General features: G+C 63.0%; 11 protein-coding genes and 1 riboswitch. Of the genes, 1 reads left to right on the top strand and 10 read right to left on the bottom strand.

Annotated features, from left to right (window positions below):
- Positions 1-183 precede the first annotated feature (183 nt).
- From MR825_RS05960 to ppdK, 5 genes are all read right to left on the bottom strand, one after another.
- Positions 184-2,121 carry a GGDEF domain-containing phosphodiesterase gene (locus MR825_RS05960; RefSeq protein ID WP_287879497.1) on the bottom strand — a complete coding sequence of 646 codons (1,938 nt, stop codon included), beginning with the start codon at positions 2,119-2,121 and terminating at the stop codon, positions 184-186.
- Between the two features lie 6 nt (positions 2,122-2,127).
- Entirely contained in the window at positions 2,128-3,816 is a 1,689-nt protein-coding gene (locus tag MR825_RS05955) for a GGDEF domain-containing protein (RefSeq protein WP_287879495.1), read from the bottom strand.
- Positions 3,817-3,894: 78 nt separating this feature from the next.
- Positions 3,895-3,974, bottom strand: a riboswitch (cyclic di-GMP riboswitch).
- 8 nt (positions 3,975-3,982) lie between these two features.
- Entirely contained in the window at positions 3,983-4,216 is a 234-nt protein-coding gene (locus tag MR825_RS05950) for an EAL domain-containing protein (RefSeq protein WP_287879493.1), read from the bottom strand.
- 20 nt (positions 4,217-4,236) lie between these two features.
- Complete coding sequence (locus tag MR825_RS05945; protein ID WP_186906629.1) at positions 4,237-4,413, bottom strand: DUF6017 domain-containing protein; 177 nt, start codon at positions 4,411-4,413, stop codon at positions 4,237-4,239.
- Positions 4,414-4,503: 90 nt separating this feature from the next.
- Positions 4,504-7,146: a pyruvate, phosphate dikinase gene (ppdK, locus tag MR825_RS05940; protein ID WP_186906628.1), complete on the bottom strand. Its 2,643-nt coding sequence runs from the start codon at positions 7,144-7,146 to the stop codon at positions 4,504-4,506.
- 371 nt (positions 7,147-7,517) lie between these two features.
- Between ppdK and tsaA the strand changes: the two genes are divergently transcribed.
- On the top strand, positions 7,518-8,210 hold the full coding sequence (gene tsaA / locus MR825_RS05935; protein WP_186906627.1) for a tRNA (N6-threonylcarbamoyladenosine(37)-N6)-methyltransferase TrmO: 693 nt from the start codon (positions 7,518-7,520) through the stop codon (positions 8,208-8,210).
- Positions 8,211-8,489: 279 nt separating this feature from the next.
- On the opposite strand, the gene frlD is transcribed toward tsaA, so the two are convergent.
- From frlD to MR825_RS05910, 5 genes are all read right to left on the bottom strand, one after another.
- A complete protein-coding gene (gene frlD / locus MR825_RS05930) occupies positions 8,490-9,275 on the bottom strand; it encodes a fructoselysine 6-kinase (protein ID WP_186906626.1) in 786 nt (261 codons plus the stop codon).
- Positions 9,272-10,087 carry a fructoselysine 3-epimerase gene (gene frlC / locus MR825_RS05925; protein ID WP_186906625.1) on the bottom strand — a complete coding sequence of 272 codons (816 nt, stop codon included), beginning with the start codon at positions 10,085-10,087 and terminating at the stop codon, positions 9,272-9,274. The genes frlD and frlC overlap by 4 nt, the downstream gene beginning before the upstream one ends.
- A 57-nt stretch (positions 10,088-10,144) precedes the next feature.
- Positions 10,145-11,137 carry an SIS domain-containing protein gene (locus MR825_RS05920; protein WP_186906624.1) on the bottom strand — a complete coding sequence of 331 codons (993 nt, stop codon included), beginning with the start codon at positions 11,135-11,137 and terminating at the stop codon, positions 10,145-10,147.
- 58 nt (positions 11,138-11,195) lie between these two features.
- Positions 11,196-12,269 (bottom strand): polyamine ABC transporter substrate-binding protein, encoded by a 1,074-nt coding sequence (locus MR825_RS05915; protein WP_186906623.1) that lies wholly within the window; start codon positions 12,267-12,269, stop codon positions 11,196-11,198.
- A gap of 54 nt (positions 12,270-12,323) precedes the next feature.
- Positions 12,324-12,873 (bottom strand): ABC transporter permease (locus MR825_RS05910; RefSeq protein ID WP_287879485.1); only part of this gene is annotated, 550 nt, incomplete at its 5' end.

Genomic DNA, 12,873 nt, shown 5'->3' with positions numbered 1-12,873 from the left:
AGAAGGCCGCCTCCCAAGGGAGGCGGCCTCACAGCTTGCGAAAAAGGGGACCGCAGGGCGGCGCTCAGCCCGGAGATGACGACGGCTGCGCCGCTCTATAGACGCTTCATACCCCTTGCGGATGGCTTCTGCCAAGCGGGCGATAGCGATCCTCCTTCGCGCAGGCTGCGGCAGAAGGCCGTGTCACCGCATCGCCGGGGCGGCGCCCTCCCGGTCAAGAACAGCGGAGAGCAGCGCCTCGCCCGGCAGAGGGCGGGAAAAATAGTAGCCCTGGATCAGGTCGACGCCCCAGCGGGAGACCAGCCCCAGCTCCTTTGGGGTCTCCACCCCTTCGGCGATGACGGCGTAGCCCATGTTCTGCAGGGCGGCCACGATGCTCTGGTAAAAAGATGCGATCCTGTCGTCCTCACAGATGCCCACCAGCAGGGACTTGTCCAGCTTGATCTCGGAAAAGGGCAGCTTGAGCACGGTATTGAGGTTGGCGTAGCCTGCCCCGAAGTCGTCCAGGCACAGGCCGATCCCCGCCTCCACGAACTCCGCCGCGGCCTGGCTCAGGCTTTCGCTGTACTCGGTTGCCACGGTCTCGGTGATCTCAAATTGAAAATAGGAGGGCTTCAGTCCAAATTCCCGGATGATCCCGATCAGCCGTCCGGCGTGGCCGCTTTTCATCAGTTCGGTGGGGGACAGATTGATCTTCACATTCTGGATCTGCTCCATCAGTTCCCGATGTTCCTTCAGGAACCGGCACACCCGGCGCATTTGCAGCAGTCCCAGGCGGGCGATCTGGTCGCTTTTCTCCGCGATGCCGATGAACACCTCGGGCGCCACCGGCCCCAGCGTGGGGTGGCGCAGCCGGCTGAGGGCCTCCAGGGTGACATAGCCGCCCTTGCGCAGGGAATAGACCGGCTGATAGTACACCTCGAACCGGTCCTGCTCCAGGGCGGTCTCCAGGAAACTTTCGATCTCCTGGGTATAACGAAAGCCCTTCAGGGTCTCCTCGTCCCCCTGGATGAGGATGGTCTCGGGCGTTCTCTGTGCCAGGGCCGTCAGGTACTCCACATAGGCCAGCAGTGCGTCTCCGTCCCGCAGCGTCTGCGCGTCGATGACGCCGCAGAGGACTGCGGGCGAGTAGACCGGCTCGCCGTTGATCTGAACCGGGCCCGCAAAGCAGCGCTGGCTGCGCCTGCACACGCTTTCATACACGGCGATGGATTCCGTCATCACCAAAAACCGCTTGCCTGTGATGCGGAAGACCTGGCTCCGCTCGCCCGGCGCCTGCAGCATATGGGCCGTCTGGATCAGCAGCTGGTTGCCGAAGCCCGCCCCCAAAACCCGGTTGACCCGTTTGATCTGGCACAGCTCCACGGTGACAAGGTGAAACCGTTTCCCCTTTCCGATCTGGCTCTGGGCCAATTCCCGAAAATATTTGACGTCAAAGGCGCCGGTCAGGCTGTCGGTATAGCGGTAGGGATTGTTGAGGGTAAAAAACAGCACCGTGATGCTCAAGGCGATCCCGAAACCAGAGAGCAGCAGGTCATGGAACACGGCCTGGAGCGCCACACAGCCACCGCCGAGGAACAGCAGTTCCCAAATGGTGCGCATTTCCCGTCTTCCCAGCCGGCGGGCGCAGAGCATGCTGTTCCCTGCGATCAGCAGGATATAGGCGCCCGCAAAGACGTACATCCCCATATACAGCGGGCCCCGGAGATACCGTCCGGCCTCGTCCACGGTGAAGAGCACACCGCTCCAGTGGTTTCCCAGAATGATCAGGCCCATCAGCGCCGGCGGGAGCGCCCACAGCCGTTCCAGGCCGGGACGCCGGGATGCCGCCGGGCGCTCCAGCAGCGTCTGGATATAGCGCAGCAGCGTGTACGGCACCAGCACCTGAAGCAGGTACAGGATCACCAGGCAGAATTCGCTCACCCCGGCCAGGGCCGGCCGCGCCTGCATGATGAGGATGGAGCAGATGAGGTCAAAGCAGAGGTCCGCCATCCCAAACAGCAGAAAGCAGAAAAAAGTCCGGTTGTTGTCCAGATCCAGCCTGCGCTGCTCAACAAAGTGGTAAAGGATGATCAGCAGGAAGATCAGGCCCGCGATCAGAAAGTCCATATTATATGCCATACCGTACTATCCCCGCCCCTCTGCCGCCGCGGTCTCCGCCGGCTGCGCCGCCCGCGCCCGCTGCTGCTTTTTATGGCGGTACATCGCCTGATCCGCCTCATATTTCCAGTCGCTCATCCGCTTGACGCCCCGGTCCCCGTCCCGCAGGTAACTGACGCCCCGGGCGATGGACAGGGGATAGCGGCTGCCCTGGTTATAGTCCCGGATCGCCTGGTCCAGCCGTTCGTTCCAGATCCGCTCTTCCCCGTCCGGGTCGGGCAGGATCACGGCAAACTCGTCCCCGCCGATGCGGTAGCAGCGCCCCTGGGATCCGAAGGCCCGCTCGATACAGCGGGCTGCGCCGATGATCAGCTCGTCGCCCGCCCCGTGGCCGAAGTGGTCGTTGGTGTGCTTGAGTCCGTCCAGATCCAGGAAGACCAGCGCCACGTCCCGGTAGCGAACGCCCTCCGTCTCCAGCCGGGCCAAAAACGCGTCGAAGGCCCGCCGGTTCTCCAGCCCGGTCAGCCGGTCCTCCCGGGACAGGCGCTTGTAGACCAGCACCTCGGCCTTGAGGCGCAGGTTGGCCGCCATAGTGGTGATGAGGGACCCCAGCAGGCAAATGATGAACACCAGGATGCCGCATTCGAAAATGGAGCCGTAGTAGGGGATCTCCAGCGCCCAGTACAGCAGCAGGGCCAGCAGGCCGCTGGCGCCCAGCATAACGAAGGCCCTCAGCACCGCCAGGATCTCCCGATTGCGGCAGGCCCGATACTCCCGCAGCATCAGCACGCTCATCAGCCCGGTCCCGCCCGCCAGCAGCAGGTGGGTCACAAAAAGCATGTCGATCAAATCAATTCCCAGGAAATAGTTCAGCAGGCTCTGCACGATGGCGTTGAGATAAAATGCGCCGATGCATCCGTTCAGGCTGCGAAAGCGCTTCATCTCCCCGGTGTTGCGCACAAAATGCAGCATGGGGATCCCCAGCGTCATGAACGCATAAAAAGACAGATAGCACACCAGCGGCGATTGGCCGCTCAGCTCCTGGACCAGCGAGGAGTCCAGCGCACACCAGGCCCCGCAGAGCAGCAGAAAGCAGGCCACATCGCCGAAGCGCCGGTCCTGCATATGGACCTTGGCCAGGTAGAGGGCGATCACGGTGGCCGCCACGCTCATAAGGGCCATGGTAAATACGATCAGCAGGGTAAAGGCGTCTCCCGCGCAGTGCCGGCGGAAGACCGCGCTGCTGCTGCCCAGATAGACCTCCGCCAGGACAAAGCGGCCGTCCCCGGGATCTTCATAGCTCAGCACCAGCGGCTGCGCGCTCGTCTCCTCCGGCAGCACGGCGTTGCAGTCCAGCTTGGCCCGCATCTGCTTGTTGCGCGGAAACGCCGTATCGTCATAGGCGTAGAGCACCTCGTCCCCCAGCGCGATCTGCAGCCGGTAGACCGCCCCCCGGGTGGTCAGGGTCGCGCCCTGGTCGGCATCGGTCAGGCTGTCGTTGTACAGTACCAGGTCTCCCCCGCCCTCCAGCACGACCGTCCCCGGCACCTGCACCGCAAAGCGCCGTCCGTCCTCCAGCCGGTACCAGCCTGCCGAAAGCTCCCGTACGTCTTCCAGGGCCCTGTCCGTCTTCTGCCGGACGATCCCGCTCAGGGAGAGCCCAACCGTCAGCAAAACGCCCAGCACCAGCAGGCACTCCCAGCCCCGTCTGTTCAAACGTCCCGTTTTCCTCACCTCTCTGCCGTCCGCGCCAAATGCAAAGCCCTGCCAGGGTATGGCAGGGCTAAACTGAAATCGTGCAGCTGGCTGCCATCATCCATACAGGCCCTTTAGCTTTGCGTCGCCGCCTTTCGGCGGGTTTGCCACCGTATTTTGTTCGTTTTTATTGTAACTCCTGTTTCGGCCCGCTGTCAATCCGTTCGTTTCGCGAAAGATCCGCCCCGGCATTCTGTCCCCGCGCGGCGCGCCACGCCTCAAACGCCGGAACGGGAAGCGGCTTTGCATAAATGCAGCCCTGGATCAGCTCGCAGCCCACCGCCCGCAGGAATGCAAGCTGTTCCGGCGTCTCGATCCCCTCGGCCACCGTAAGCGCGCCGAGCGTTCGGGAGCGCTCCATGACCGATGCGGCGACATCCCTTAGCCGCGCCCCCTTTCCCCGGCCCCATACATATCGTGCTGCGTCAGGGAAGAATAGTGGCTGTTGATGGTGCTGAGAGCGTCATACAGGGCCACCAGCAGATAGTTCTTGATGTTGCGGACATAGGCGGCTCTTTCGCTTTTGTGACAGTTTAATTCTACTACAGGATACTGCAAATATCCACTGTTCTGTGTATCGTTCCGCAGACGCAGCAAGGCGCCCCGGTCCCTTGTGTGAACCGGGGCGCCTGACGCGGCGGAATTCTTTTAACTTCTGGGGTTCTTGATGGCGGCCTGCGCGGCGGCCAGCCGGGCGATGGGCACGCGGTAGGGGGAGCAGGACACATAGTCCAGGCCCACCTTGTGGCAGAACTCCACGCTGGTGGGGTCGCCGCCGTGCTCGCCGCAGATACCCAGATGGATGTTCGGACGGGTCTCGCGGCCCAGCTTGGCGGCCATGGCCACCAGTTTGCCCACGCCCTTCTGATCCAGGTGGGCAAAGGGGTCGGACTCATAGATCTTCTTATCGTAGTAGTAGGAGAGGAATTTGCCCGCGTCGTCGCGGCTGAAGCCGAAGGTCATCTGGGTCAGGTCGTTGGTCCCGAAGGAGAAGAACTCGGCCTCCTTGGCGATCTCGTCGGCGGTCAGGGCGGCGCGGGGGATCTCGATCATGGTGCCGACCTCATACTTCATGTCGCTGCCGGCGGCCTTGAGGAGCGCGTTGGCGGTGGCCACCACCACGTCCTTGACGTACTTGAGCTCCTTGACCTCGCCCACCAGGGGGATCATGATCTCGGGGACCATCTTCCAGTCGGGGTGCTTCTTCTGCACGTTAATGGCGGCGTTGATGACGGCGGTGGTCTGCATTTCGGCGATCTCCGGGTAGGAGACGGCCAGACGGCAGCCACGGTGGCCCATCATGGGGTTGAACTCATGCAGCGAGGCAATGACGTTGCGGAGCTTCTCCACCGAGATGCCCATCTCCTTGGCGATCTCCTGGATGTCCTCCTCCTTGGTGGGGAGGAACTCATGCAGCGGGGGGTCCAGGAAGCGGATGACCACGGGCTGGCCCTCCATGGCCTCGTAGATGCCCTCAAAGTCGCCCTGCTGATAGGGCATGATCTTAGCCAGGGCCTTCTTGCGGTCGTCCACGTTGTCGGCCACGATCATCTCGCGGATCGCCTTGATGCGCTCGCCCTCGAAGAACATATGCTCGGTGCGGCACAGGCCGATGCCCTGGGCGCCGAAGGCATAGCCCTGGGCGGCGTCGCGGGGGTTATCGGCGTTTGTGTACACCATAAGCTGGCGGTACTGGTCGGCCCAGCCCATAAAGCGCCCGAAGGGGCCGGTGGAGGGGTCGGCGGGCACGGTGGGCACGGCCTCGCCGTAGATGTTGCCCGTGGAACCGTCGATGGAGATCCAGTCGCCCTCCCGATAGGTCTTACCGGCCAGCGTAAAGCACTTGTTGTCATAGTCCACCACGATCTCGCCGCAGCCGGACACGCAGCAGGTGCCCATGCCGCGGGCCACCACGGCGGCGTGGGAGGTCATGCCGCCCCGGACGGTCAGGATGCCCTGGGCCACCTGCATGCCCTCGATGTCCTCGGGGGAGGTCTCCAGGCGGACCAGGATGACCTTCTCGCCCCGCTCGTGCCACTGCTTGGCCTCCTCGGCGGTGAAGACCACCTTGCCGCAGGCGGCGCCGGGGGAAGCGGCCAGACCCTTGCCGACGATCTCGGCCTTCTTCAGGGCCGCGGCGTCAAACTGAGGATGGAGCAGGGAGTCCAGCTGCTTGGGCTCCACCCGCAGCACAGCCTCCTTCTCGCTGATCATCCCCTCGTCCACCAGGTCCACGGCCACCTTCAGGGCGGCGGCGGCGGTACGCTTGCCGTTGCGGGTCTGGAGCATGTAGAGCTTTCCGTTCTCGATGGTGAACTCCATGTCCTGCATATCCTTATAGTGCTGCTCCAGCTTATTGGCGATCTCGGCAAACTGCTCATATACCGCGGGCATCTCCTCATGAAGCTTGGAGATGGGGGAGGGGGTACGCACGCCGGCCACCACATCCTCGCCCTGGGCGTTGATGAGGTACTCGCCGAACAGGGCCTTTTCACCGGTCGCCGGGTTGCGGGTAAACGCCACGCCGGTGCCGGAGTTGTCCCCGGAATTGCCGAAGACCATGGACTGCACATTGACGGCGGTGCCCCAGTCGTAGGGGATCTCGTTCATGCGGCGATACACGTTGGCGCGGGGGTTGTCCCAGGAGCGGAACACGGCCTTGACCGCCTCCATCAGCTGCACCTTGGGGTCCTGGGGGAAGGCCTCGCCCTTCTCGTTCTGATAGAACTGCTTGAACAGGCGCACCAGCTCTTTCATATCGTCGGTGTCCAGTTCCACATCCTGCTTGACGCCCTTCTTCTCCTTCAGCGCGTCGATGATCTCTTCAAAGCGTTTCTTGGACAGCTCCATGACCACGTCGGAGAACATCTGGATAAACCGGCGATAGGAGTCGTAGGCAAAGCGGGGGTTGTTGGTAAACTTGGCCAGGCCCTCCACCACCGTGTCGTTCAGGCCCAGGTTGAGGATCGTGTCCATCATGCCGGGCATGGAAGCCCGGGCGCCGGAGCGGACCGAGACCAGCAGAGGATTGACGGGATCGGCAAATTTCTTGCCGCAGATCTCCTCCATCTTGCCCAGGTACTCATAGATCTGGGTCTGGATGTCCTCATTGATCTGGCGGCCATCCGTATAATACTGGGTGCATGCCTCGGTGGTCACAGTGAAGCCCTGGGGTACCGGCATGCCCAGATTGGTCATCTCAGCCAGGTTGGCGCCCTTGCCGCCCAGCAGTTCCCGCATGGAGCCGTTGCCTTCAGAGAACAGGTACACGTACTTATGCGCGTTGGCCATAGTCACATTCCTCCTAAGATAGTCGTTACGGGCATTATTATATCATTTGCATCATAAATTGCAATACAAAACCATCCGATTTTGTCCATAATCCACTCCTTGTTTTCCATTTCCCCCTGCCATATGATCTGTTTTCCCGAAAGGGCGGCCGCGGTGTGCATTTACACGGGGAAAGCGGGCGCCGGCAGGGCGAGGCTCCGCACAGTTCCGCCGACGGCCTGCTTCCGCCGCGCCTCCCTGTTCCATTGGCCGGCCTCCTCTCCGCCCGCAACCCCCTTTCGTCAGGCAAGCTGCTGCACACAGGCAAAAAATCTTTGCCTTTTGGCCCATAAGGCGCTACAATCGGAGCAGTACACAGAGGAGGCAATGGCATGACGGATCTGCTCATGAAATGCATCGCCCGCATCCGGAGCGACTTTCCCACCAAATTCGGAGTCCCCCGGCAGAGCGGCCTGGTGGACGCGCTGGAGGCTCTGGTGGTCTTTGAACCGGAATTCCGCAACCCGGATGCGCTGCGGGGACTGGACGGCTTTTCCCACATCTGGCTGATCTGGCAATTTTCCCAGGCGGTGCGGAAGACCTGGTCCCCGACGGTCCGTCCGCCCCGGCTGGGCGGTAATGCGCGGCTGGGGGTCTTCGCCACCCGCTCTCCCTTCCGCCCCAATCCCATCGGGCTCTCCTGCGTGCGGCTGCTTGGAGTGGAGGAGCAGCCCGGGCTGGGGCCTGTGCTGCGGGTGGCGGGCGCCGATCTGGTGGACGGCACGCCTATTTTCGATATCAAGCCTTATCTGCCCTATTCCGATATCCGGCCCGAGGCCACCGCCGGCTTTGCCCCCGGCGCGGACACGGTTTTGGAGGTCGTCTTTCCGCCCGGCCTGCTGGAGCGGGTGCCCCCGGAAAAGCGGGCGGCCCTGACGGGCGTGCTCTCCTGCGACCCCCGCCCGGCCTATCAAAAGGATCCGGACCGGGTCTACGGCTTGGATTTTGCGGGCTTAAACGTTCGTTTTTCTGTGTGCGGCCAGCTTCTTACCGTTCTGGATGTGCGTCCGCTGCCCGCGCATTGAGTCAATGCAGCCGGGCTTTTCCAGGCGGGGCTGCCGGCCCCGGATGTAAGTTCCCCTTGGGGCGCGGCCGGCGTGCGCCCTCCAAAAAGGCGGATACGACTCAAGTCGTATCCGCCTTTTTGGCTCCAGCGGCCACCGGCACCTCCGGCAGGACCGGGGCCCCGGCGATCCCGGCGCCCGGAAGGTCTTGGTATAATCATGTGCAACACGCAGCGCCGGCGGCCGGCATTCGGGCGCACGCGCCCCCTGCATTGGCACGAAGGGGGAAACCGGTCGCGATCACCATGCGCCAACATAGCCCAGTGTCACGGCGCTGCTGGCCGCGCCGGCGGCCATGCAGGCCGGGATGTCCTTTCCCCGCAGATATTCCATCACGAACCCGGCGATGTAGCTGTCCCCCGCCCCCATGGTGTCTTTCACCACGCAGGGCAGGACGCCCTGTGTATGGAACGCCGCGCCGTCAAAGGCCACGCTGCCCTTTTCTCCCCGGGTCGCCACGACCACCCGGGGGCCCAGCGCCGCCACCGCCGTCAGACGCTCCTTCAGGCGCTCCAAATCGCTGGCGTCGTCGGAGAAAAAGGCCAGTGTGGTATGGGGAAGGGCGATTTGGGCGGCCTCGTCCTCCGGCCGCTCGGCGCAGTCGAAGGCGACCGGCACCCCCCGGGCCGCGATCTGGGCCAGGCTCTTTTCCACCCGCCCCCACAGCCCGGACACCACCAGGTCATGGGAGCAGAGGAACTCCACATCGCCGGGCGCGAGGACGAACTGCGCCATCACGCCCTCGTCGTAGTCGCCGAACACCCGCTCGCCGTCGATGAGACAGACGTGGCTGAGCGCGGTGGCTCCGGGCAGGCGCTTCACCCGGCGCACATCCACGCCCTTTTCCTCCAGCGCCCGGAGGATCAGCCCGCCGTATTCGTCGCTCCCCACCGCGCCGAGATAGGCGGACTGTCCGCCCATACGGCGGACGTAGACCGCCACGTTGACCGGGTTCCCGCCGGGAAACGCCTCGCCGGTGTTGTCGTAATAATCCACGCAGTTATCGCCTACGCAGGCAATCTTCATACCATCAGCTCCTTTGCCCGCTCCAGCGCCAGCCGCGCATACCGGGAGGGGGCGTCAATATAGTGGGTTACCAGCTCCAGGGTGGCGGCGCCGTCATAGCCCGCCGCGCGGATGTCCCGCAGCACCCGGCCCAGCGGCATCACGCCCTCGCCGGGCACCAGATGGGTCTCGCTGACCCCATCGGAATCCACCAGGTGGAGATGCCGCATCCGGCTCCCCAGGCGGCGGGGATAGTCCGCCGGGTCCTCGCCCTGCACAAAAGGCGCCGCCGCATCGCACATGCCGAACAGGGCGGGATGGTCCAGGCGCTCCAGCAGGGCGGCATAGGAGTCCAGGTCGGTGCACACGTCCGACTCGCAGGGGGTCAGGTTCTCCACCACCAGGGCGTGGCCCAGGCGCTGTGCCGCGTCTGCCAGGCGGAGCAGGCTGCGCTCCAGGCGCCGCGTCCTCTCCTGGGGCGGGAGGCCGCCGCTGTGTCCCATGGAGACGAGCGTGTACTCCGCTCCGACGGCGGCTCCGGCCCGGATGGCGGCCTCCAGGTACTCCATGCTGTCCTCCCACTGCCGCGGGCTGCCCAGCATATAGTTGTAGGGGTAGGCGTTGTGCTCCGGGGTATAGACCTTCACCGGCACCCCAAAGCGCCGGATCAGCGCCCGGACCTCCGCTCCATCGCCAGAAAGCAGATCCGGGGCAAACCCGTGGGGCCGCCCGCCCCAGAGCTCAATATAATCATATCCGAAACGGACGGCGTCTGCAAACGCATCTTCCAGCGCGGCGCGCTGATATCCACAGGTAAACAGTCCGAATTTCATGTCTCCTCCGCAACGGGCGCGGGGCGGAGGAGAGTCCTCCGCCCCGCGCGGTCAGCATCAATATTCCATCTGGCGGTAATAGCGCCGCAGCTTCATATCGTGGCCGGACAGCGCCTCCAAATGGGCGTCGATACGGTTGGTCACCGCGTGCATCAGCAGGTGGCTGAGGCTGCCGCGGTACTCCGGGTCGATGCCCTCCAGGGGGTAATCCGCCGTGTCGATCACGCAGAAATTGCCGCAGACCTTGGGCAGGAAGTGGGCCACCCGCAGGGCCAGCTCACGCTGGGAGTCCTCTCCAACAAACACGGTCACCGGGGTATCCCGGTCCACGATCTCCAGCATCCCGTGGAAGAACTCCGCGGCGTGAATGGACTTGGTGCGGATCCAGTGCATTTCCTCCCAGTAACACATGGCATAGGAGTAGGTGGCGCCGTAAAGGGTGCCCGCGCCCACGAAATAGTGGAGCTTGTCGTTCATGTGCGCCTTGGCGAAGGAGCGGCCAAACTCGTCGGCGGCCTTTTCCGCCGCGGCCAGCCCCTCCGGCAGACAGGCGTCCAGCTGGGCGTAGTAGCGGTCGTAGTCTTTGAACTCGCCCCGGAGGAACATGAACCGGTCCGCCGTCATGAAGAATTTCAGCTGCTCGTTGTGGGGGAAGCTGATGCACCAGTCCACCGCCCGGGCCAGGGGGGAGTCCTCCTTGTCGATGAACCCCAGCACCCGGGCGCCGGCGGCGTGGAGCTTTTCCACCGCCGCGCACATCTCCTCCGTAGTGCCCGTCACCGACGAGATGACCACGAAGGTCCGCTCCCCCACCCGCCGGTCGCCGGTGGTGTTGTACTCGGCGGCGTTGAGGGCAAACACCTCCATGGCGCTGCGCTCCTTCATGTGTACCGTGGTCTGAAGGCAGCTGGCCCACGTCCCGCCGATGCCCAGCCAGCACAGATTGCCGCACTGACCGGCCGCCGCGTCCACGATCGCCTCGATCTGTCCTCTCAGCGCCAGGGCGCCGCGGACATTGTCCAGATACGTCTCTTCCTCAAATTTTACCATGAATACTTCTCTCCTCTTTGCCGAGGGCTTTTGTTATATCAGCCTTCGCGCGGATTGATCATTCGCCGACCTTCAGCATCTGATAGTACTGGTCATAGATGGCCAGCGCGTCGCCCACGTCCTTTTGGAAGAAGATGTTGGTCTTATAGTCGAAATCAAAGGCGGGGTCGTTGCGGTACGCGTCGCTGGCGGCGGCCACGGCGGCGTCGTTGGGGCAGGAATAGGGGAAGTCCACCAGGTTGGCGGCCATGACCTCGGGCTCGCAGATGTAATTGAGGAACTTATGGGCCAGGTCGGTATGCTTGGCGCCCTTGGGTACTACAAACAGGTCAAAGCCAAGCTGTACCGGGTCGCTGGTAAAGGGGGCGATGGTCAGGGTGTTGTTCTCGCCCAGCTCGTTCATGGCCCAGGAGGCATTTCCGTCATAGGTCAGCATACAGGAGATGGTGCCGTTTACGATGTTTTCCTGGGTGGCGCCATAGGCGACCACGTTTTCGTTGAACTTGGTCAGCCACTCATAGGCCTCTTTGATCTCGCTCTCATTGGTGGAGTTGGGATCGTAGCCCAGTGCGATCAGAGCCATGGGGAACAGGTTGCGCGCACCGTCAATGCTGCCGATCTGGCCGGCCATCTCCGGCCGGATCAGGTCGTTGTAGCAGGTGATGTCGATGGGGCAGCGCTCGGTATCGTAGACGATATAGATATAATTCATGAGATAGGGCACGCAGTAGTCCCGGTTGTCGCCAAACCAATAGGCCTCGTTGATATTGGCGTCGGCGTTGGGAATCTGCTCATGGTCCAGCTGTTCCAGATAGCCGCCCTTGATGAGGGACTCCATGTAGGCGTCGCAGGTCATGATCAGGTCATAGCTGTCGCCGGCGCCGGCGGTCAGTTTGGTGATGGAGTCGGCGTTGTCGGACATATAGCTTAGGTTGACGGTGCAGTTGTTGGCCTTCTCAAAGTCGGAGATCAGGGTCTCGGAGATGTAGTCGCCCCACATGAAGATGTTCAGCTCACTGCTGGCGGCGGACGGTTCGTTTCCGCTGCCGGTGGGCTTGGGGTCTCCTCCGCCGCAGGCACACAGGGATAGCGCAAGCGTGAGCGCCAGGATCAGAGTCAGTGCTTTTTTCATTTTGTTGTTCCCTCCTACAAATAATCACATATCTTCCGCCGCCGGCCGGACCGGTCAAGCGGCGTGCGCGGATGAGCGTTTGGCTTCCGCCTCTGCGGCAAGCCGGTTTTCCCGTTTTTTCAGGTACCGCTGCACGCCGTTCAGCGCCAGCATCCCCGCCACCATCAGGGCCACCATCACGGTGGTCAGCGCATTGACGTCGGGAGTGATTCCGGTACGGTTCAGCGACAGGATGAGCACCGGAAGAGTGGACTGAGACGGCCCGGCCAGCATATTGGACATGACCACGTCGTCGATGGACAGGGTAAACGCCAGGAAGGCGGAGGAAAGGATACCGGGCATAATGCTGGGCACCGTGACCCTCCAGAACGTCTGGAACCGGTTGGCCCCCAGATCCATGGACGCCTCCTGCAGCGTCTCGCTGTCGCCGGTGATGCGCCCCTTGATGGTGACCACGGCGTAGGGGATGCAGAAGGTGCAGTGGCCGATGAGGATGGTGCCCATGCCCAGACGGATGCCCACCGTCATAAAAATGATCAGCATCGCCACCGCCAGCACGATCTCGGGCACGATAATGGGCACATAGATCATCATGTTGATAAAG

Source organism: Lawsonibacter sp., assembly GCF_022777125.1.
GTDB lineage: Bacteria > Bacillota > Clostridia > Oscillospirales > Oscillospiraceae > Lawsonibacter_A > Lawsonibacter_A hominis.
The sequence above is the reverse complement of the archived record's forward strand: the minus strand, read 5'-3'. Positions and strand labels throughout refer to the sequence as shown.